General features: G+C 48.4%; 22 protein-coding genes. 20 read left to right on the top strand and 2 right to left on the bottom strand.

Features of this window, described 5'->3' with window-relative positions:
• Nucleotides 1-22: 22 nt before the first annotated feature.
• The 11 genes from JNUCC31_RS13045 (at nt 23) to nikE (ending at nt 12108) form a co-directional block, all read left to right on the top strand.
• Nucleotides 23-1336 (top strand): ABC transporter substrate-binding protein, encoded by a 1314-nt coding sequence (locus JNUCC31_RS13045; RefSeq protein ID WP_192271702.1) that lies wholly within the window; start codon nt 23-25, stop codon nt 1334-1336.
• A gap of 178 nt (nt 1337-1514) precedes the next feature.
• Nucleotides 1515-2402 (top strand): carbohydrate ABC transporter permease, encoded by an 888-nt coding sequence (locus tag JNUCC31_RS13040; protein ID WP_192271700.1) that lies wholly within the window; start codon nt 1515-1517, stop codon nt 2400-2402.
• A complete protein-coding gene (locus tag JNUCC31_RS13035) occupies nt 2399-3238 on the top strand; it encodes a carbohydrate ABC transporter permease (RefSeq protein ID WP_416234406.1) in 840 nt (279 codons plus the stop codon). Before JNUCC31_RS13040 ends, JNUCC31_RS13035 begins: the two co-directional genes overlap by 4 nt.
• Before the next feature lie 23 nt (nt 3239-3261).
• Complete coding sequence (locus tag JNUCC31_RS13030; protein ID WP_192271697.1) at nt 3262-4299, top strand: glycoside hydrolase family 130 protein; 1038 nt, start codon at nt 3262-3264, stop codon at nt 4297-4299.
• Nucleotides 4300-4539: 240 nt separating this feature from the next.
• Nucleotides 4540-5481, top strand: coding sequence for a glycoside hydrolase family 113 (locus JNUCC31_RS13025; RefSeq protein WP_192272981.1), 942 nt, complete (start codon nt 4540-4542; stop codon nt 5479-5481).
• A gap of 197 nt (nt 5482-5678) precedes the next feature.
• Entirely contained in the window at nt 5679-6641 is a 963-nt protein-coding gene (locus tag JNUCC31_RS13020; protein ID WP_192271695.1) for an acetylxylan esterase, read from the top strand.
• A gap of 220 nt (nt 6642-6861) precedes the next feature.
• Nucleotides 6862-8496, top strand: coding sequence for a nickel ABC transporter substrate-binding protein (gene nikA, locus JNUCC31_RS13015; protein WP_192271693.1), 1635 nt, complete (start codon nt 6862-6864; stop codon nt 8494-8496).
• A 36-nt stretch (nt 8497-8532) separates the two neighbouring features.
• Nucleotides 8533-9477: a nickel ABC transporter permease subunit NikB gene (gene nikB, locus JNUCC31_RS13010; RefSeq protein WP_192271691.1), complete on the top strand. Its 945-nt coding sequence runs from the start codon at nt 8533-8535 to the stop codon at nt 9475-9477.
• Complete coding sequence (gene nikC, locus JNUCC31_RS13005; RefSeq protein ID WP_192271689.1) at nt 9474-10304, top strand: nickel ABC transporter permease subunit NikC; 831 nt, start codon at nt 9474-9476, stop codon at nt 10302-10304. The genes nikB and nikC overlap by 4 nt, the downstream gene beginning before the upstream one ends.
• 38 nt (nt 10305-10342) lie before the next feature.
• Nucleotides 10343-11149: an ABC transporter ATP-binding protein gene (locus JNUCC31_RS13000; RefSeq protein WP_192271687.1), complete on the top strand. Its 807-nt coding sequence runs from the start codon at nt 10343-10345 to the stop codon at nt 11147-11149.
• Nucleotides 11150-11310: 161 nt separating this feature from the next.
• Nucleotides 11311-12108, top strand: a complete 798-nt coding sequence (gene nikE / locus JNUCC31_RS12995) for a nickel import ATP-binding protein NikE (protein WP_192271685.1) — start codon at nt 11311-11313, stop codon at nt 12106-12108.
• A 561-nt stretch (nt 12109-12669) separates the two neighbouring features.
• Here the strand turns inward: nikE and JNUCC31_RS12990 are convergent.
• Together JNUCC31_RS12990 and JNUCC31_RS12985 are read right to left on the bottom strand one after the other, a co-directional pair.
• Nucleotides 12670-13251, bottom strand: coding sequence for an NAD(P)H-dependent oxidoreductase (locus JNUCC31_RS12990; protein ID WP_192272979.1), 582 nt, complete (start codon nt 13249-13251; stop codon nt 12670-12672).
• A gap of 222 nt (nt 13252-13473) precedes the next feature.
• Nucleotides 13474-14070 carry a TetR/AcrR family transcriptional regulator gene (locus JNUCC31_RS12985; protein ID WP_192271683.1) on the bottom strand — a complete coding sequence of 199 codons (597 nt, stop codon included), beginning with the start codon at nt 14068-14070 and terminating at the stop codon, nt 13474-13476.
• A gap of 114 nt (nt 14071-14184) precedes the next feature.
• Between JNUCC31_RS12985 and JNUCC31_RS12980 the strand changes: the two genes are divergently transcribed.
• The 9 genes from JNUCC31_RS12980 to JNUCC31_RS12940 all read left to right on the top strand — a co-directional run bounded on the left by JNUCC31_RS12980 (nt 14185) and on the right by JNUCC31_RS12940 (nt 22383).
• Nucleotides 14185-15345, top strand: coding sequence for a phosphotransferase family protein (locus JNUCC31_RS12980; RefSeq protein ID WP_192271681.1), 1161 nt, complete (start codon nt 14185-14187; stop codon nt 15343-15345).
• 69 nt (nt 15346-15414) lie between these two features.
• A complete protein-coding gene (locus JNUCC31_RS12975) occupies nt 15415-16413 on the top strand; it encodes a glycosyltransferase (protein WP_192271679.1) in 999 nt (332 codons plus the stop codon).
• A 294-nt stretch (nt 16414-16707) separates the two neighbouring features.
• Nucleotides 16708-18741 carry a BglG family transcription antiterminator gene (locus tag JNUCC31_RS12970; protein ID WP_192271677.1) on the top strand — a complete coding sequence of 678 codons (2034 nt, stop codon included), beginning with the start codon at nt 16708-16710 and terminating at the stop codon, nt 18739-18741.
• Nucleotides 18701-19168 (top strand): PTS sugar transporter subunit IIA, encoded by a 468-nt coding sequence (locus JNUCC31_RS12965; protein ID WP_228469641.1) that lies wholly within the window; start codon nt 18701-18703, stop codon nt 19166-19168. Before JNUCC31_RS12970 ends, JNUCC31_RS12965 begins: the two co-directional genes overlap by 41 nt.
• Nucleotides 19169-19231: 63 nt before the next feature.
• Nucleotides 19232-19549 carry a PTS fructose transporter subunit IIB gene (locus tag JNUCC31_RS12960; protein ID WP_192271675.1) on the top strand — a complete coding sequence of 106 codons (318 nt, stop codon included), beginning with the start codon at nt 19232-19234 and terminating at the stop codon, nt 19547-19549.
• Nucleotides 19550-19565: 16 nt separating this feature from the next.
• Nucleotides 19566-20657, top strand: a complete 1092-nt coding sequence (locus tag JNUCC31_RS12955) for a PTS fructose transporter subunit IIC (protein WP_192271673.1) — start codon at nt 19566-19568, stop codon at nt 20655-20657.
• Between the two features lie 64 nt (nt 20658-20721).
• Nucleotides 20722-21630, top strand: coding sequence for a ketose-bisphosphate aldolase (locus JNUCC31_RS12950; RefSeq protein ID WP_192271671.1), 909 nt, complete (start codon nt 20722-20724; stop codon nt 21628-21630).
• 194 nt (nt 21631-21824) lie between these two features.
• Nucleotides 21825-22112 (top strand): YesK family protein, encoded by a 288-nt coding sequence (locus JNUCC31_RS12945; RefSeq protein WP_192271669.1) that lies wholly within the window; start codon nt 21825-21827, stop codon nt 22110-22112.
• Between the two features lie 109 nt (nt 22113-22221).
• Nucleotides 22222-22383, top strand: a complete 162-nt coding sequence (locus JNUCC31_RS12940; RefSeq protein ID WP_192271667.1) for a hypothetical protein — start codon at nt 22222-22224, stop codon at nt 22381-22383.
• Nucleotides 22384-22446: the final 63 nt, after the last annotated feature.

Genomic DNA, 22446 nt, shown 5'->3' with positions numbered 1-22446 from the left:
CTTAGAAAAGGGGTCGAATCAATTGAGAAAAAACAAAGGTTGGATGCTTCTGCTTACCCTGCTGCTCATTACTTCTCTGCTCGCAGCTTGCTCTTCCGGAGGTGGCTCTTCACAAGCAGGAGAGGAGATTAGCACGGACCCGGCGGATATCAAGGGTGAAATTACTGTTCTAACTCAACGGACGGATATAGTTGATACCGTATTCAAAGATTACGCTGCGGAGTTCAATAAGGAATACCCTGATGTAAAAGTAAACTTCCAGGCACTGGCCGACTACGAAGGACAAGTGAAAATCCGTATGAGCACCAAAGATTACGGGGATGTGCTGATGATCCCTACCAGCGTACCCATTGCCGACATCCCGGACTTTTTCGAACCGCTGGGTACGTATGATGAGTTGAAAGACAAGTACACAGGGATTGAAGAACGCATGGTAGACGGCCAAGTTTATGGTATCCCTACGGTCATCACGTTCTCCGGAATTATCTATAACAAACAGGTATTCAAGGACGCTGGCATTACGGAAGTGCCAAAAACACCTGAGCAATTCCAGGCTGCGCTCCAACTGGTGAAAGACAATACGGAGGCAATTCCACTGTACACCAACTATGCCTCCGGTTGGGCTTTGACGCAGTGGGAAGCGGATCTGCCGACGGTTGCAGGCAGCGTGGACTACGTTAACATTGATCAACCGAACACAGATGAGAACTTTGTGGCTGGCAAGCCGCACTATGAATTGTACAAAGTGCTTTATGACGCTGCCAAAAATGGCCTGATCGAGAAAGATCCAACCACAACCGACTGGGAAAGCTCCAAGGCTGACCTTGCGAACGGCAAAATTGCAACGATGGCTCTTGGATCATGGGCGATTACGCAAATTCAAGGCTTGACGGATACACCGGATAATATCGGATTCTTGCCATTCCCTACCAATGCAAGTGATGTAGTCGTTCCACTCGCTGCAGACTATAACATCGGCATGAACGTGAACAGTGAGAACAAACCTGCTGCAAAAGCGTGGATTGACTGGTTCCTTGCGAAATCAAACTATGCGGTTGAGCAAGGTGGAGGTATGAGCGCAGACAAAAATGCAGAATTGCCACCGATCTTGGATCAATACAAAGACGTTACATTCTCCACATTGACTCCTGCCAAAGAAGGACAGGAAGGTCTCGTTGACAAAATCGACAACGAAGGCGAGATCGGCCTCTGGCAGCCTGACTTTAAGAAACGCATTATCGAAGCAGGCATCGGTAACCGCAGCGAATCGTATGACGACATCATGAAGGACCTGAATGACAAATGGGTAAAAGCACGTGCAGAACTTGCGAAATAATTAGATAAGGCGAGTGCATTGCACAGCAGATGTACTGCGGGGAGCACATGGCTAAGGTTAACTAGCTGGGTGTCGGAAAGTGGATCGTTCAGATGCCCCACCCCGCGGTTATTTTGCAAATTGGTTAAATAGAGTTTTCTGATACAAAGCGGCAGAACCGCTTGGAGGTGTGGAGAGCATGAAATACTTGAAGATTTCGAATTGGGGTTACTCAGCGCAGCGCATATTTATCATCTGTGCCTTCTCGATCATTCCGCTGGCACTGCTGTTCACGTTTGCTTATTTACCTGTCATTAACATGTTCAAATACAGCTTCACCGATTGGAACGGATACAGCAAAAGGTTCGACTATGTCGGATTTGAGAACTACACGCGGATATTCAGTGACCCTGAATATTTTAAAGTCTTTATTGTCAGTTTGTACTACTTTGTTGCTACTTTCCTGCAAATGGGCCTGGCCCTCTACTTTGCAACCATACTGAGTTTTAAAATTCGAGGCAAAAACTTTTTCAAAGGCATATTGTTCTTCCCTTATCTGCTTAATGGTGTAGCCATCGGATTTATCTTCCTCTTTTTCTTCAAACCGGACGGTACTCTCGATACACTTATGCAGGCCGTGGGGCTTGGGCAGTACACCCAGCTCTGGCTTGGGAATCCGAACATTATTAACGTGTCGCTCGCAGGGGCATCCGTATGGAGATACATGGGTTTCAACTTCATCATCTTTCTGGGTGCGATCTCTTCCATTCAAAAGGATGTCTATGAAGCGTCGGACATTGACGGGGCCAATCGTTGGCAGCAGTTCCGCCATATCATCCTGCCGAGCATTACACGCATCCTGCAACTCAATCTGATTTTGGCGATTAGCGGCGCAATCAGTGCGTTCGATATTCCATACATTATGACCGATGGTTCCAACGGCAGTGAGACCTTTGTGATCCAGACCGTTCACTTGGCATTTAAGTACGGCAAGCTGGGATTGGCATCGGCAATGGCGGTTGTGCTGCTGTTTATCGTCATTCTCGTTACGCTCGTTCAGCGTGTCACCATGAAAGGGGAGGAATGAACGTGCACCAACTCAAATACACCCTTGCGAGCATATTCAAATATGCTTCACTCATTCTTGCAGCGTTCATTGCGCTTGTACCCATCGTTGTGGTGCTGTTTGCATCGCTCAAAACCAATGCTGAATACGCGACCAGCAGTCCGCTTGCGCCACCAGCCAACTGGCTGAACTTTGCGAACTATACCAAGGCTTTTGTGGATGGAAACATGCTGGTCGGTTTCAAAAATACGATTATTATTCTGATCATCTCCATTGTGGGCGCCACGTTAACAGGCTCCATGATCGCGTATGTTCTGGATCGATTCAAATTCAAAGGCAAGAAGATCATGGTCGCAGCATTCCTGCTGGCTACCCTGATCCCAAGCGTAACGACACAAGTCGCCACCTTCCAGATCATCAATGCCCTCGACCTGTTCAATACACGCTGGGCAGCCATCGTGATGTATCTGGGTACAGATATCATTGCGGTATACATTTTCCTGCAATTCCTGGGCTCCATCTCCAGCGCGCTTGATGAATCCGCCATGCTGGACGGCGCATCGTATTTCACCATCTACTGGCGAATCATTCTGCCCCTGCTGAAACCGGCGATTGTTACGGTCATTATCGTGAAGGGGGTCAACATCTATAACGATTTCTACACGCCGTTCCTGTATATGCCGAAGACCGATCTTCAGGTCATATCCACCGCTCTGTTCAAATTCAAGGGGCCATTCGGATCACAGTGGGAAGTCATCAGCGCGGGGATCATGATCGCCATTATTCCAACGATGATCGTCTTCCTGCTGCTACAGAAGTACATCTACAATGGCTTCGCGCAAGGATCTGTTAAATAAAAAAACGAAAGGAGAAATGAAAAATGACAGTTGCTGAAACGAAAAACGTACACATTGTTGGGGATGCTTTGCCAAACATGCCTTGGGAGGACAAACCGGAGGGCTTGGATGCACCGGTATGGAGACATTCGGCGAATCCGGTCGTTCCGCGTAACCCGGTGAAGGGCGTTGCCCGCATTTTCAACAGTGCCGTTGTTCCATATGAAGGGAAATTCATTGGTGTATTTCGCGCCGAAACGATTAATGGCCGCCCGCATCTGCATATGGGTTCCAGTGAAGATGGACTTTCATGGACAATTGAAGAGGAACGCATTGCCTTTGTGGATGAGAAAGGCGATCCCTTCATGCCGAACTATGCGTACGACCCGCGTCTGGTCAAAGTGGAGGACACCTATTACATCATCTGGTGTACGGATTTCTATGGCGCTGCCCTCGGCCTGGCCAAAACGGATGATTTCAAAACGTTTGTACGTCTGGAAAATCCAATGCTGCCGTTCAACCGCAATGGCGTATTGTTCCCGCGCAAAATCAATGACAACTATGTGATGTTGTCGAGACCAAGCGACAGTGGACATACACCGTTCGGGGACATCTTCCTGAGTGAAAGTCCAGACCTTGTATATTGGGGCAAACATCGTCATGTCATGAGCAAAGGCGGCCAAGGTTGGTGGCAATCGGTCAAAATTGGCGGCGGTCCTGCTCCGATTGAAACGTCCGAAGGATGGCTGATGTTCTACCACGGCGTAACGGGTACGTGCAACGGTTTTGTATACAGCATGGGTGCGGTCATTCTGGATCTGGATGAGCCATCGAAAGTGAAATATCGTTCCTCCAACTTTGTACTGACACCGGAAAAATGGTACGAGGAGCAAGGCTTTGTGGACAATGTTATCTTCCCGTGCGCCACATTGCATGATGCGGAGACAGGACGAATCGCCATCTATTATGGCGCAGCCGACACCTACGTGGGAGTGGCTTATACCACCGCTGAGGAGATCGTGAACTATGTGATCCAGACCGACGAAGTCATTGCCGGAGACCGTGAGGAAGGCAAGTTGTGATTGAAGTGAAACAATTTTAAATAAAGCTGAAATTTACACAATAACGGAGAGCGCAGAACCGATCTGAAGAAACGAAGTGTTCGCATTTATCCTCGGATTTTCCCTTCATAAGGGATTCAAAAAAATCTGGGGATAACGGCGATCGGAAGATGGTCCTGCAATCGAAGTGACGAGTGGAAAGATCGTCTGTTCATTTTAGAAATATGTTGAACATGAAAGGGGCTCTACAGCGCAATGCATATGGAGTACATCAAGGGATTTACATTTGGCTGGATGAGCCGAAGGGGAGACTTCCGCAAGCCGGAAGCAAAAGAATCTTTGCGCCTGATGGCTGAACGCACAGGCAGTTCGCATGTCATTTTTGCACTGGCGGCACAACAGGATCATCCGCAGGCTGTAGAGGTCAAGTATCAGGGTAAACATATGGTGGAAGACGATGAATTGGTAGACATGATGCGTTATGCCCGCACGCTCGGGTTGCGTGTCATTTTGAAACCAACCGTCAACTGCACCGATGGCACATGGCGTGCACACATTAACTTTTTTGATATCGATGTACCGTGTGAACCGAAATGGAAGGACTGGTTCCGCAGTTATACGGCGTATCAGAAGCACTATGCAGAGATTGCAGAGCGCGAAAAATGCGAGATGTTCATCGCAGGCTGTGAGATGGTGCAGTCCGAACGTCGGGATCAGGAGTGGCGCGAGGTTATCACTGCTGTTCGTGAAGTGTACTCCGGACTCGTATCGTATAACACCGACAAGTATCAGGAAGGCCATGTGAAATGGTGGGATGCCGTGGACGTCATCTCGTCGAGCGGATACTATCCCATCGGCGATTGGGAAGCGCAGCTGGATCGCATTGAGCAAGAGATCGCGCCATACGGCAAACCTTTTTTCTTTGCAGAAGCGGGCTGTCCGAGCCGCAGCGGTTCCGCACAGGTGCCAAACGATTGGGGACTTGAAGGTGAAGTTAGCGCGGAGGAACAGGAGCGGTTCTATGAGGCCATGTTTCGGCATGCCAGCCAGCGTGAATGGGTACGGGGCTTTGGTCTGTGGGACTGGAGCGCGCACCTGTACCAGGATAGCGATGCTCTGACCGATGACGGTTACGGGGTTTACGGCAAACCAGCAGAGAAGGTCATCCGCCGGTTCTATGAAGGAGTTGCCGTGAAGGCTTAAACTGCCCTGGACTGCTTGAAGCCAGGCATTGTATGACCAATGGATACAGGTGGAGTGACAGGCAATGAGACGTATGTGAAGACGAATTCTCAGGGATATCCTCATATGCGTCTCTTTTTTATGTATTTATGATATTTGAGTTGAACATGGCGCATGTAGCGGAGTGTCCCGTGAACGTACAGACAGGAGTGAGTCTTATGGGCGATATGCCTTTGGAACAGTTAAAAGAATACAACGGAAGCAGTCCGAAACCGGATGATTTCGATGCTTATTGGAGCCGTGCGCTCGCGGAACTTGATGCACAATCGCTCGAATATGAATTAGTACCCGCGGCCTTCACATCGCCGCTCGCCGAGTGCTTCCACCTCTACTTCACAGGGGTAGGCGGTGCCCGCGTACATGGCAAGCTGGTTCGGCCCAAAGCAAGTAAGGCCGATGCGAAGGGTCCAGCCATGGCGATGTTTCATGGATATTCCGGTGATAGCGGCGACTGGTTTGACAAGATTGCCTATGCAGCCCATGGTATTACGGTACTGGCTATGGATTGCCGCGGGCAGGGTGGCCCCTCTGAAGATAATCTGCAAGTCCAGGGCACGACGATTCGCGGGCATATTATTCGGGGTATCGATGATCCCAACCCTGACAAGCTTTATTTCCGCAACGTCTTCCTCGATACGGTGCAGACGGTACGCATCCTGATGTCCATGCCACACGTGGATCCAGAGCGGGTGGGCGTATATGGCTGTTCACAGGGTGGGGCATTAGCCACGGCGTGTGCTTCACTTGAACCGCGCGTGAAGTTGGCGGTGCCGGTATATCCTTTTTTATCAGATTACAGACATGCCTGGGAATTAGGGGCCTCAACCTCTGCCTATGAGGAACTGGTGTATTACTTCCGGTTATTTGATCCGAATCATGAGCGGGAGAATGCCATCTTCAACAAGCTGGGATACATCGATATCTCCAATCTGGCTGACCGGATTCAGGCCAAGGTTATGTTTGTTACCGGGCTTGCGGACACAATCTGCCCGCCATCCACCCAGTTTGCAACGTACAACCGGATTAATTCGGAAAAAGAGTTGGTGGTCTATCACGAGTACGGACATGAGTACATTCCGGGTTTATCTGATCGAACGTTACAGGCGTTTTTGGACCTTTAGATCATACTAATCTCTAGAAAGAGGCGGATATGCAGTATCGTGTATATGTAGGCATTTCAGGTCAAGTGGCTCTTCCTCCCGTAGGTAGGGCTTTTTTGGCTATTTTAATAACAATACATACAATGTCGAATTATGTTGACAAAAGGAGGGCTCCTGCCTATTCTTAATGGATGAATATGATAATCATTATCATAAAATAGAGAAAAGGGGTTCTACATCCATGTCTGTACAACATCGCAAATCTTCGGCCCTTACGCTGGCAACTATGCTCTTGTTGCTATTCGTTATTGTGGGTTGCAGCAATACAGGAAGTGGAGATGAATCCTCATCTGCTGCTTCGAATCAAACATCTACGAAGTCGATTACGATGTCATGGCCACGTGATATCGGTACAATGAATCCGCATACGTACAATCCTTCGCAATTATTTGCCCAATCCATGCTCTATGAACCACTGATCAGTTACCAGAAGGACGGAAAACTGGAACCTGCGCTGGCAGAATCATGGACCATCTCCGATGACGGCAAAGTATATACATTCAAGCTTCGCCAAGGTGTGAAATTCTCAGATGGTACGCCCTTTAATGCTGAAATTGTGAAAAAGAATTTTGATGCTGTAATGAAAAATAAAGATACACATAGCTGGCTGGGCATTGTAGGCGTGCTCGACAAGACGGAGGTTGTGGACGACCAGACTTTCCGATTGACACTCACAGAGCCGTATTATCCGGTTCTTCAGGACTTGTCTGTGGTCCGTCCGTTCCGCTTCCTGGGTGAAGCCGGATTCCCGGATGACGGAGATACTTCCCAAGGCATCAAAGAGCCAGTTGGAACAGGCCCGTGGATGCTGGCGGATTACAAGCAGGACGAATATGCTGTTTTCAAACGCAACCCGAATTATTGGGGAACAGCACCAAAGGTAGATCAGATTACGGTCAAAATCATTCCTGACGGTGAAACCCGTGTTCTTGCTTTTGAAAAAGGCGATCTCGACCTGATCTATGGTGAAGGTATGATCAGTCTGGATGCGTTCCAAGAGCTGCGTGACAATGATAAATATGTGACCCAATTGTCTGATCCGGTGGGTACTCGCAGCTTGCTGCTGAACTCTTCCAATCCAAAGCTGTCCGATGTCAGAGTACGGATGGCGCTTCAGCAAGGGTTTAACAAAAAGGCGATGGTGGAAGGCGTGACTTCCGGATTGGAAGAACCGGCCGATACCGTATTGTCCAAAAACTATCCGTACACCAATGTAGACTTGGAACCGATCACGTATGACGTGGAGAAATCCAAAGCTTTACTGGATGAAGCGGGCTGGAAGCTTCCGGCCGGTGGTACGGTTCGTGAAAAAGACGGTCAGCAGCTTGATTTTGAGATGATTTTTGACAAAACGGACCCGATTCAGAAAGCGATGGCTGAGACCATTCAGGCAGAATGGAGCGAGCTTGGGGTTAAAGTAAACCTCACTGGGCTGGAACTGACGGTTCAGATCAAACGTTTGAAAGCCAATGATTTCGACCTGTATTTCTGGTACAACTATGGTGCTCCGTATGATCCACATTCCTTCATTAACGTTGTAGCGAGCCCTGGATTCGGGATTTCCGAGACCTTGAGTGCGTTGCCGATGAAAAAGGAACTGGACGATCAGGTTCATGCAGCACTGTCATCCACAGACGAGACGAAACGCCAGGAGTTATATGGCTCTATCCTGAAAACACTTCAGGAGCAATCGGCGATCGTACCAATCTCTTATATTAAGAAAACAGCTGTATATCAGAAGAAAATCTCCAACTTTATTTTCCCGGCGAACCGTGATGAAAATCCGTTTGTGGGAATTGAATTGAGCAATCAATAATGATCCATGTAGCTTGATAAAAGGGAGGAACGTTTGGTGATCGGTTATATTGGTAAACGAATGATCGCGATCATTCCTATCGTTTTTATCGCTACACTCGTTACCTTTGCACTTATTCATATCTCTCCGGTTGATCCGGCCGAGGCTTATCTGACGGCCGCTCATATCTATCCAACACCGGAGCTGCTTGCGCAAAAGCGGCATGAGTTCGGTCTGGATCAGCCTTTGTTAACCCAATATGGGCATACGATTCAGAAGATTGCCAAGCTTGACTTCGGCACCTCGTATCTCACCAATAAACCCGTATGGGATGAAGTGAAATTAAGGCTTCCGGCTACGGCTGAACTGGCCTTCTGGAGTATGTTGTTATCGGCTTTGGTGAGCATTCCTTTGGGAATACTGGCGGCGGTGTACAAGAATAGCTGGATTGACATGGTCAGCCGGGCGATTTCCTACTTTGGAGCATCTATTCCGCAATTCTGGCTCGGTTATCTGTTGATCTTCTTTTTCTCGGTGAAGCTGGATTGGCTGCCTGTGGAAGGACGTGGATCGTGGGAGAATCTGGTTCTGCCTACGATTACACTCTCCTTGATTCTTATTGCGATCTACACCCGATTATTGCGTTCCAGTGTACTGGAGCAATTGCGGGAGACGTATGTACAGTACGCGAGAACACGCGGGATTCGCGAACGAGTTATTATGCTCAAGCATGTCCTGAAGATCGCTATATCACCCCTCATTACGGGGATGGGGATGAGTATGGGCAAGCTGCTCACAGGCACCATTATTGTGGAGCAGGTGTTTTCCTGGCCGGGTTTCGGACGATATTTTGTCGATGCGATATTTAACCGGGATATCCCTGTAATACAATGTTATGTCTTCCTGGCGGCCTGCCTTTTCATCGTATGCAATCTGCTCGTTGATCTGGTGCAGCTCGTTATGGACCCACGGATTTCAGCGAAAGGACGGGCTGAACATTGATAAACAAATGGCGTGCGGTATTTAAAGGACAGAGAGCCATCCAGATATGCTCGGTGATTATATTACTTTTCTTCGTGATTGCTATACTTGCTCCGTGGATTGCTCCTCATGACCCTGTGAAGGTGAATCTGTTGCAGAAGCTGGCGAGTCCATCGCTTGAGCATTGGTTGGGAACGGATCATCTGGGACGCGACAATCTCACCAGGCTGATGTACGGAGCGCGGGTGTCGCTCGGATTTGCTACCCTGATCTTTCTTTCTTCTTTGCTTATAGGTGTCATTGTAGGCTCAATCTCCGGTTACCTTGGTGGCTGGGTGGACAGTCTGCTGATGCGCTTCTGTGAAGGCATTATGGCGTTTCCGAATCTGGTGCTGGTGCTGGGCATTGTGGGGATCTTTGGTCCAGGTCTGATGCAGGTACTTCTAGCCCTCATGATGGTGCAGTGGGTGTATTACGCACGTATCTGCCGGAATATGGTCGTTAGTCTGAAGGAACGGAACTTCATTGCAGCGGCGCGGATTAGCGGTTCCTCTTCATGGATGATAATCCGCAGACATATCATTCCTAACGTGCAGCGTCCCATTGTTGTGATGGGCACACTGGAGATGGGCTGGGCGATTATGGATATATCCGCTCTGTCCTTCCTGGGGCTTGGTATTCAACCACCGAATGCAGAGTGGGGGGCCATGATTCATGAAGGAACGGGTTATATTCGCAGTCATCCGGAGTTAATGATCTACCCGGGTACATTGATTCTGCTGGTAGTCATTACGTTCAACATCTTAGGAGAAGCGTTATCCGAGCGTTATGGCATTGCAAAAAGGTAGTGGTTCGAAACCGAAGGCATATGGAGGTGAACGTAACGATGGATGATGCAGCGAAGGTACTCGAAGTTCGTGGTCTGCAAGTGAATCTTAGAACAGCGGAGGGTTCAGTCCCGTTACTTGCGCCCATTGATTTCGAATTAAAAAAAGGGCGTGTATTCGGTCTGGTCGGCGAGAGTGGCAGCGGTAAGACCGTTACGTGTAACGCGCTGCTCCATCTGCTTGATCCGCGCAGGATGGAGGTAACGGGTAGCATCCGTCTGAATGGACGGGAGCTTGGCTCGTTGTCAGGTGAGGAGATGCGACGCATCCGGGGCAAGGACATCGGATTTATTATGCAGAATCCGATGAATGCTTTTACACCCGTATATACGATTGGATCTCAATTCATTGAAACCTTGCGTACGCATACGCAAATGTCCAAAGCAGTGGCCCGAGAGCGGGCTATTGCTGCCTTGGTAGATATGAACCTGCCCGAGCCGGCCAAACTGATGAAACGATATCCCTTCCAACTGAGTGGTGGAATGTTGCAGCGGGTGATGATTGCCATATCGATGTGCCTGCGACCCGCCTTGGTTATTGCTGATGAACCAACGACGGCACTGGATGTCGTGAATCAGTTGAAGGTGCTTCAGGAATTGGATCGGCTACGTATGGAATATGGCACATCCATCTTGCTCATCTCCCACGATCTGGGCGTGATTTCGCAAATGGCGGATGAAGTCGCGGTCATGCAGAAGGGTCGAATTGTGGAGCAAGCAGATGTTTACCAACTGTTCGATCACCCGCAGCATGAGTATACCCGGATGTTGTTAAATGCCAGACCCAGTATGTCTTTGGGACGATAGCGAATGACAGATGAGATGAATCGTTCAGTGAGAGTATATGTAGAGCGGGTATGAACTGTATTTTGAGTGGGTAGTCGTAGAGGTGGAATGGGCAGGGTGATGTGTAATTTCAGCTTCTTCGGAGATTGCTTCTGCCAAGTACAAGAGAGGGGGATGACCTGATGCTTCAGGTACGTGAAGTAAGCCATAGTTATGGCAAACGCAATTGGCTGGATCGTTCGGGAGCGCGTCCTCCTGTGCTGGCAGACATCTCACTTACGATTGAAAAGGGTGTTTGTCTGGGACTGTTAGGTACGAGTGGAGCAGGTAAAAGTACCTTGGGCAAAATTATTCTTGGTCTGGAGAAGCCCAGCCAGGGTCAGGTTTTATTTCAAGGACAGGATATCTACCGATCCAGCAAACCCGTGCTTAAGGGATTACGACGTGATCTGCAAGTTGTGTTCCAAGACTGTTATTCGGCTGTGAATCCACTTATGACTGCCGCGCAGATCATCGGTGAGCCGCTGGATAATTACGAGCGATTGTCGGCAAAAGAACAACTTCGTGAGATCGGACAACTGCTTGAGCAGGTTGGACTTACAACTGAGGATGGGAGCAAGCTTCCGCACCAGTTCAGCGGTGGGCAATTACAGCGAGTTAACATCGCACGAGCTATCGCGCTCAAGCCAAAGTTAATCGTACTGGACGAATCAATCAGCAGCCTAGATATGGTGCACCAGACGCAAATCCTATCCTTATTGGCGGAGTTAAGAGCGTCCTACGGGTTGTCGTACCTATTTATCACGCATGACATTCGGGCCGCCATGACGATCTGTGACCGCATTGCCGTGATGGATCAGGGCAGGATTGTCTATAGCGGTGATGGGGATTCGGTGATGCAGTCGGATCATCCGGCTGTCCAGCAGCTGGTAACATCTATTTTGCCTGAGCATCCATCGGGTCGTATTTCGTTTGGGTAATGGGTTGCTTGTATGGTTGTAGATGGCTGTTCGTTGGAGCTGCTTACCATGGTTGTTCCATTGCATTACTGATGTAAAAGCGACCATTCAGAGGCGGGTTCCTGTCTCTCAACGTGGAAGTCGCTAATGAACCGAGTGAGTGTTAAATGGCGAATTGTGTGGAATGCAAAGTGTAACGAACCCCAGCGAAGTTATCCTGGTAAAAACCAGGGGAAAACTGCTAAATGACATACAGACCGAGGAAATAATGCGTCTACGATTCGTTAAATTGAGAATATGTCCAATTTAGGGCTAATAGCGTGCGTACGGTTCGTCAGAGCAGCATGAATGCTAAAAGGGGTGTCCCGTCTTGAACTTGACGTGAGGACATCCCTTTTTTGTATCTGGAAATAGGCACTATTCTGCTTTCATAAATAAGTTGGAAAACTAAGAACACACTCGCCACTAGGATTAAATATACCTTCCGATCGCGGTTATCCCCAAATTTTTTGATTTACTTTACAAAGGTGAAAATCTGGAGAGAAGCATACTTCCGATGAAGGCTTCCTTTCAAAAAAGCTTTTACCCCATCTTCCGCCCAAGCTGCTCAATCTTCTCCAGCCATTTCTTTCTCTGTTCCTCGGACTGTTTCCCCACTTGATCTACAGGTGTTATGCGCACAGGCTTGATGCCTATCAGAGCAAAGGTGGAGATCTTCATCATTTTGTGTGCGGGCTCACCCTGGAACCATTTGTAGTACCAATTCGGACCATCCATAGTGGTAATCATGCGAGCCGTACGGCCTTTGAGCAGCTGATCCGGGAAAAGTTTACCTTTGTGATATTTGAAGGCATAACCTGGCATGAAGATGCGGTCGATGAATCCTTTGAACAAAGCTGGTGGTCCTCCCCACCAAATCGGGAATACCCATACCAAATGCTCGGCCCATTTAATCGCCTCTTGTGCTTCCAGCAAGTCCGGTTCAAGCGGCAGTTTATTACGATAGCCTCCCTCTAAATTCATGTTGAATTCCAGCTCGTTTAGGGTAAGCATGCGTACTTCTGCACCAGATGCAACTGCCCCTTTTTGATAAGCTTCGGCGATTGCACCATTGTAACTTGGAGAAACGGGGTTGCCTTGGATAATTAATATTTTCTTCATGATGACGACACGTCCTGTCTATTTTAGTTAATGAACACTAACCTCATGTGTAAAAAGAAAAGGTCACGAATGACCTGATAACTGTTCAGGAATTTTCCTGAAGGTAGTTGAACCTGGTTTGTATCATTTAAACGAATGATATTACAACGGAACCCATCTTGATCAGAGCCGTCTCTTCAAGACTGCGAGAACGGAACGGCTTCGCAATGCCTATAGTCGTCGATTCTATCCCAATTCAGCCGATACCTGTCCCAACATCGAAACAAGGCGGTGAACGGTTTCCCCGGTGTACGGAACAAGCAGTTCGGGCAGTTCACCCTGCATACTGGAGACGGCCATGCGTGTTATGGCGCCGATGACCAGAACCGCCGTGAGTTGTGAATCCTGATCCGGCAGCTCCCCCCGTATAATCCCCTGATCAATCAGGTCAACTAACGCATCCAGCGGCTGACGGTAATCTTCACTGCTTCCAGCTTCAATGAAAATTTCGTGATTCTGTGAAATCAACAGCAGTCCGTAAGGATCTTCATCGTGCAAGTGGAGAACTTCGGTAATCAGTTGCCGAAAGCGTTCCGGCACCGGACCATCCTGGCGAACATACCCGTCAATTAATGCAGTATAGTCCGCGCAATATTGGGTGAAGGCCTCAAGGGCAACGGCATCTTTGTTTTTAAAATGTTTGTAAATCGCCGCATCCGTTACTCCGGCGGCGTCACCGATCTCTTTGACGGAAATGCCGTCAACGCCTTTGGTTGCAAACAAGCGCATCGCCGCTTGTAGGATGTCTTTCTTTTTGCTATCTACATGAGGTTTGTTCTTCATGATTGTATAGTAAGTGATTACTAACTAAATTGCAACGAAAATTTATGAATTGCCTTATATCCTGCATCCAGAGCGCTTCTGTTCAAAAGCTTGCAGCCTGATGAGTGTCAACGTATGATGGATAGAAATGAGCATTTTACATCATTGCCGAGTGCGCTTTACAAACTGAACGATATAGAGCAAGTCGTCTCTGCTCAACGGGAGTTTGTCCCTGCGGGTGTGGCGGAAGCTAATGATGCAAAATGCCGGCGTTTTCATTCGGAGAAATTACGGAGGACACGGAGTATGGTGGACCAGGGGAATGCAGAATTACATGTTTCTTGCTGGGTGACCCCGCAAGGAATGTTGAATGACCGTTATGTATACAAGCGTGAACGGCTGTACAAAGGCATGAACGGCAGATATGTCGAGCGATTCACAGCCCCGGGCGGAGAGAGCTATATTTTTAAGCCTTTGACCCATCAAGGGCAGCATGGGCGTGAACTGTGGATGGCAGAACATGTGCTGGCGCATTTACCGCCGATCTATCCCCGGCTCATCGCTTCATCGGTCAGAGAAGCTACACCGGATCAGAGCTGGATCATCTATGAGGATCTGGGCGAACTGGTGCATGACTCGCGGGAAGAGATCATGCTAGCTGCTGCTGTACATATGACGGAGTGGCACACGTTATCTGTTGCTGATTGGGGTGAGCTGCCCTGCGTGGGTCAGAAACCGCCAATCCGGGACATGCTGGATGATTTGCTTGTGCAGAAGGAATCCGCCGCTGATTTGTTGACCAAACTGGAGATCACGCTCTCTCCATCGGATTGGGACAACATCGCCGCACTAATCCATACGGCAGAGGAGGAGTTGCCTCGTGTCTTGTGTCACGGTGACCTGCATCCCGGCAACATGGCGGATGTGAACGGCAGGCTGGTCATTATCGATTGGGAGCATGCGCATCTGAATACGGCTCTCTGGGACATGTACCATCTGGTGGATCTATCGCATCCGCTGTTCCCGAGAACCGTTATGCCAGAGCTGCGGGAGCGGATTATTGATGTTTATCTGGACGGGCTGGAGCGGCATAGCGTTCAGGTTGACCGGGTTACTTTTAAAAGGTGGTACCGTGCATATGCCATTGTATTCTCGCTCTGGATGCTGCGTCTGATTGATGGGGATCTGAGAAGTGCAGACTGTGTATGGCCGGAGGAACAGCTGCGGAATCAGTGGAATGAGACGGCAGCGACGCTAGGGCAGTGCATGAACCGGTTATTTGGGGATTTTGCATAAATCAGAGGCGGCAGGAATCGAATTATGCAAAACGCTCTAATTTGCGGAATAGAAATGAGGGGGCAGAACATGCGTAAAGTTGGACTCGTCATGCGTAAAATTCAATTCACGGAAGCACAGGGCCCGCGTGTATTTGCGGATCGTTTGAAGCAGATTGGGCTGGAGCTGGGTGTGGAGATTGTGTTCATCTCGCCGGAGCGCCATGTTAGTGGGTATGACTGGTTGCCGGGCTATGAGCATGAGAAAGGTGACCTGGTGAACTATGATATCGTACTGGACCAGATCTATAGCCAAAATATAGAGCATGTCATCTACACCGTATCCGGGTTTACGTTCCTGAAGATGTTTCTACCGAAGAGTGTGTTGTTCCCGCACAGTTTTCCCGACCCGGCACTGACGGGGTATGAGATGATGAAGCCATTTTATACGATGGTGGATAAAGCGATTGTGCAGACGGAGTTCCTAAAAACAGAACTGGGCCGCAATTTTGGCGTACATGACGTGAACGTCATCCCGATTGGTTTCAGCGAAGAACTGGCGAACCGGCACTATGACCCGAGTCAGGTTGTGCATAATCGGGTGCTCTGGATCGGTCGGGATGAAGCGAATCGTCGCCCGGATCTGGTGCTGGAATATGCCCGGCAGAACCCGGACAAGGAAGTATACATGGTATTCGGCGGCCGCCGCTATGAGGAAAGCATGAAGAAATACAACATTCCGGACAATGTAAAATTGCAATTTGCGCTGACACAGGATGAAGTATTCACCCTGATGAACTCGTCCAAGGTATATTGGAGCTGTTCAGCCTTTGATACGTTTGCGATGCCGCTGACCGAAGCGATGGCGATGGGCAAAATGGTTGTGAAGCCAGAGCATGCCTGCTACGGACACATTCGATCTACCCATGCCTTTGCAGGTAATGAGGATAACTGGTTTGAATTGGTGAACATGGCGGCTGCAGCGCCGCGCAGTGTGTCGGAAGACAACCGGGAGTATGCGTTTGGTGCTTTCTCACGCACGATCATGAAAGAGGGATACCAGGAGTTTTTCGCCAACTGGTTGAAGTAACCCATATAGATGCAGGTATAAACGGTGTGAGGTTCCGATGGATTAATCTGAGTAATAACGGCAGGACGCGCAGCCACAGCATCCAGACGGTAGATCGAAAACGGAGAGGAAAAGGCTTCTAATCGGGTAGGGAATCCGATCAGAAGCCTTTTTTTGTGCCTGAATCAACGGGTGTTCCACTAGCGCTGAACAGGAGGTATATTAATTTGACCCGAATGAAATGGACATATTTTAGTATTTATCAAAAAAAATAGGGGTGTTATGCTGTGAGCGTAAGGAAGGAGTGATTCCCAAATGAAGGCGCTGTCTGCGAGAGAATATCAGATTTTGCATTTTCTATTGGAGCGTAGGGATTTCGTTCCGGTCAAAGAAATAGCCAGTCACATGAACTGGTCCGAAAAAACCATTTACAGGGAGCTAAATGCTCTGGAGCACAATTTGGATACCCGCGGAATTCGCCTTGAACGGAAGCCGGGAACAGGTATTGCGCTGGCTTTAACCCAGGAACAGACGATGGAACTGAGGAGCACGCAATGCATTCCGGGAAAAAAGGTGGTGACGACCCTCTCCGTAGAGGCGAGGAGAATCAAAATATTGACGAATTTATTATATGATTCTCCTGAGGAAACCTCGATTAACAAGCTATCAGAAGAATACTTTATTGGCAAAGCGTCGATTGTGAATGATCTCAAGGCTATTGAAGAACGAATTGAACCTTTTCATCTGCGACTGGAAAAAAGCCAACTCGGCACCCGTCTGATCGGTTCGGAGATTGATATCCGCAAAGCCATGGCTTCTCTCATTCATGAGCTTGTGAGTGAAGACCGGAGGCAAGAACAAGAGCAAGAGCATCAGTCCCGAATTGATGGAAACACACTGGGTGAGTTGATCGAGCATTTTGGCTACGATCCGGTAAAAGGAATTCAATGCATTCTGGAAGAAACCGAGCAGCAATTAGGATATACCATAGGCGACCCATATTATATCAACATGCTGACTCACCTGCTGATTTGTATCCGCAGACTGAAGAGTGGCAAAGTCATTCGCCTGGCTGACGGAATTTCTGAACATCCAGTAACCGACCCAACTGTGCATTCGATCGCGAAAGCCATGGCCAACAGAATCAGGGAACAATATGGATTGGAATTGCCAAGTGAAGAGATCTATTTCATCTATCAATATCTGATTTCGTCAGGAATGAGTGTTCCGTCCCTTAACCATGAGTTGTCAGGTCTGATGGACAAAGCTTGTCCGGAGTCCAAAGTGATGGTCAAGGAATTGATTCAGACCGTATCCGGTATGATCCGACGTGATCTTACAAAAGACGAACAGTTGTACAAGGGTCTGATTATTCATTTTAAACCGATGCTGAACCGTCTAAAATACAACATTTCCATTAATAATCCTCTGCTGGAGGATATACGCAAGGAGTATGCCGAGATCTTCTCCCTGGTCCGTTTGGGGATGCTGCCCATTGCCCAAGCCTGCGGGTTGAATTCGTTTAGTGATGATGAGATAAGCTACCTGGTACTTTATTTTCAGGCATCCATTGAGAAAAGCAGTAAAAAGAAAAGAGTTATCCTGGTCTGCTCTACTGGAATAGGCACCTCTCATTTGCTGAAAAACCGGATCAACCGTACATTTCCCGAATGGGAAGTCGTTGATGTCATTTCGGCAAGCTGGTTCAAGCGTATGGAGGATTGGACGGACATTGATCTGATCATATCTACCGTTAAACTGGAGCATCAGGATCTGCCGGTTGTGTATGTCTCGGCGCTCTTAAATGATACGGATGTCAGCTTAATCAAGGCCAAGTTTAACGAGGAGAAGTTGAATCAGCATCAAAACAAGGTGTTTTCATTTCCGCTGCTCGGGGCGTATGTTCACCCTTCTTGTTTGCAGATTGAAACGAATACGAAGGCACCGTTTGCAGAAGGGACAGCGTCCCGTCTGAAGTTGTTTACATCCATACTCAAACATGTGGGCGCTAACATGGAGAATCGGGCGTTTGCCGAGGCCAAGCTGAACAATCATTTGTCGGTTTTTCTGATCCGTAGTGATGTGAACGTTAATCCAGTCGTCGGTTTTAATATTGTTCAAGGTGAAACGGCAAATAGCAAACTGGAAATTGTAATCGCTTTCTCGAAAGATGAACCAATAACTGAATTGCTGATCGAAATACAGAGTCTGTTGATGTGCAGGCGTATGTATGAACAGATCAAGAGAGTGACTACACCTATGGAGCTTGTCGGGATATTACAGTCGAAGCACGATCAGGAGGAGGACCATGATGGATATAACCAAGATTATCAACGAACGGTTGATTAAGCTGGATCTACAAGCTCGGACCAAGGATGAAGCTATTGAGGAACTGGCAGATTTGCTGGAAAAGGATGGCGCTCTTTCCTCCAAGGAGGAGTTTATCAAGGACGTTTATGTAAGAGAGGGAGAAGGTCAGACCGGTCTGGAGAATCATGTTGCCATTCCTCATGGCAAGTCGGCTGCTGTTCTCAAAACCTCGCTCACCATCGGGCGGACAAAGCACCCGCTTGAATGGGAAACCCTGGACGGCAAACCTGTCCATGTTGTTATCTTGTTTGCCGTACGACTTGTGGACCGGAATACAACCCACATGAAACTGTTGGTCCAGGTTGCCAGCATGCTTGCTGATGAGGAGGTATTGGAACGTTTGATGCATGAGCCTGATCCGGCCCGGATTATGGATCTGTTTGCCCGTAGGGAAAGCGTATCGTAGGAAAAAGGCACTTTTCTGGCTTCGATTAAATGGATCACACCTACATCATTTGGAGGGATACTGATGAACATTGTAGCTGTAGCCGCATGCACTGCTGGTATTGCCCACACGTATATTGCCAAGGAAAAATTGATCAAAGGTGCGAAAGCCCGTGGACATGAGATTAAAGTGGAGACCCAAGGCACTATAGGAACTGAAAACGAGCTTTCCAGGGAAGAGATCAGAGCTGCTGATGTTGTTATTGTGGCCGCAGATATCAAGATCGGCGGAGAAGAACGGTTCAAAGGCAAGCGGATCATTCGGGTGAAAACCGAAACGGTTATTAAAGCGCCGATTAAATTCATTGAAAAGGTGGAGCAGTCTTTAGGGGTATCCTCATAAAAAGGGAGGCGAGACGATGAGCGCTAAATCCAATAACGCAGGTTCAGTGATCAAAGGCCATTTGTTAACGGGAATTTCCTATATGATTCCTTTGATCGTTGCTTCAGGGCTGTGTATCGCGCTGGGTCAAATATTGGGAGGAGCCGATGTGGGCAAGGCGGAAGGAACCATTCCGTATATGATTAACCAGATCGGCGGTTGGGGAATGGGGCTGGTTGTACCTTTAATTTGCGCAGCGATTGCTTATTCGATCTCCGACCGTCCCGGAATTGCTCCAGGATTAATTGTTGGTTTTATATGCAGTCAGATTCAGGCGGGGTTCATCGGTGGGATGTTGGGAGGATTCCTCGTGGGTTATGTCGTTCTTGGCATCCGAAAATATGTAAAGCTGCCAAAGTCCATGCAGGGACTAATGCCCGTCCTCGTTATTCCGTTTCTGGCCACATTGATTTCCGGGTTATGTATCTTCCTTGTTATTGGTCAGCCGATTGTCTGGCTGCAGGACAGCCTCACCCATGTGCTTGAATCGATGCAGGGGGGTTCCAAATTTGCGCTCGGGGCCATTCTGGGCTTGATGGCTACCTTTGACTTTGGAGGACCTGTTAATAAAACGATGTCGCTGTTTGCCGATGGAATGCTGGTCCAAGGTATCTATGGGCCTGAGGCTGTCAAGTTTGTCGGCTCGATTATTCCACCACTGGGGATCACCCTATCGTACTTCCTGACGAGAAACAAATACACAGCAGCGGAAAAGGAATCGTTAAAGGCTGCATTTCCGATGGGAATCTGTATGGTTACGGAGGGAGTGATTCCGATTGCGGCAAGGGATCTGGTCCGGGTGGTGACTTCCTGTGTCATCGGCTCAGCGATAGCAGGTGGTCTGATTATGATCTGGGGCGTTGAGGCTCCGGTGCCGCACGGCGGATTGTTCGTTGTCCCCCTTTTTACGCATCCATGGCTGTTTATGCTGTCTCTTCTCATTGGTACCGGAATCTGTGGAATAACCTTGTCCCTATTAAAGAAGCCAGTAACGGCTATAGATGAAGAATTCGACGACACGGAAGATGAAAGCGTAAGCTTCGATGACATTGTGTTCAAAGTGGAGTAAGGCCCACCAAGATGAGAGCGCTTACCACTAAATCTATACACTAATCCAAAGGAGATGTGAACTTATGTTGATTACGATGAAGGAATTGCTACAGGTAGCCAAGGAACACAAATTTGCGGTAGGCGCATTTAACGTGGCAGACAGTACATTTTTGAGAGCGGTGATTGAGGAGGCCGAACATTCCAATTCACCGGCTATCATCGCCATCCACCCCACGGAACTTGAATTTTTGACGGATGAGTTTTTCGCATATGCCCGCCAGCGTGCACATGCCAGCCATGTCCCACTGGTGATCCATCTTGATCATGGCGGGTCCATTGCTGATATCATCCGGGCGATCAAGTGTGGATTCACCTCCGTCATGATTGACGGTTCCCTGCTCCCTTATGAAGACAATGTGGCTATTACAAAACAGGCGGTGGAAATTGCACACGCCGTCGGCGTCTCTGTTGAAGGGGAATTGGGAACAATTGGGCAGACCGGTAACTCTATCGAAGGCGGCGTATCGGTAGTAACTTACACGGACCCGGCTCAGGCGGAAGATTTTGTGGCACGTACGGGGATCGACACGTTAGCAGTAGCCATCGGTACAGCCCATGGTATCTATCCCAAGCATATTAAACCGGAGCTGCAAATGGATATCCTGAGAGAAATCAATCAATTGGTAGACATCCCTCTCGTTCTTCACGGGGGGTCCGCTAACCCGGATCAGGAGGTTTCCGACTCGGTTCAGCTGGGTATTTGTAAAATCAATATTTCCAGCGATATGAAATATTCATACTTCAAAAAAGCTCGTGAAATTTTGAGTACAACGGAGTTATGGGACCCTAATGCCATTTATCCGGAATGCATTGCCGAGGCCCAAAGCGTCATTCGCTATAAAATGAATCTGTTCAATTCGATCGGCAAAGCGGATTTATACAAGGGACTGCGTTATGAACAACGCCAGGCTGAAAGTGTAAGCCTTTACTGAGTCTGTTGGAGGGAACAAGGCATCCCTAAGAAATATGCCAATTTGATATCATGAAACCTCCTTGAAGCCCTCATTCACGAATTCGATTTATCGTGAATGGAGGGCTTCATTATGTGATAAACTCTACACGTATCCAGAATGCTGAGTGTCAGTGGTCATTCGGAGGAATGTATGGAGGAGAAGGGGGCGTATAAGTGAAAGGTCTTATTATATTGATACTCCTTATTTGGCTCGCATTGCTGCTTATTGAATGGCTCATCTATCGATTGCAAGGTCGGCAGATGAAAAGGGCTCAATATATTTTGCCTTGTGTGGCCTTGCTGGGTGGAGCCATCGTTATCATGATCAGCGTCGATATTGGCGGCTGGAACGGAATCGGCTACGCTCTGCTGGGAGTATCGATTGTAACTTCCGGCTTGCTTACCCTGATCACGGTCATTATTGTGGACCTGGTTATGCGGCGGCGCAGAAGGAACGAATAGAACGAATGGGTTTTACCCTACAAAGAGTGAATTGGGCGATCAGACGGTTGCAGGAATACATTCGTCTGTGATATATTGACATTAATTATGACAAGGGAGGTGAAGACAGGTGAATCACGAGATGCTTAACAACCGTATTAGCCAGCTGCCGATTGCTATGGCTGGCATTGTTCATACTTTTCCAACCAACGGGAGAAGTCTGTCCAATTTTGAATATACGGAAGTTAACATTTGCGAGAAGATGCCTGCCTTGACCTCATTCGGACGATAAGCGATATTGCTTGAATTCTGAAGAGCCGCGGAGCTAACCTCCTGCGGCTCTTTTTGTGTTGCG

This window comes from Paenibacillus sp. JNUCC-31, from assembly GCF_014844075.1.
GTDB lineage: Bacteria > Bacillota > Bacilli > Paenibacillales > Paenibacillaceae > Paenibacillus.
The sequence above is the reverse complement of the archived record's forward strand: the minus strand, read 5'-3'. Positions and strand labels throughout refer to the sequence as shown.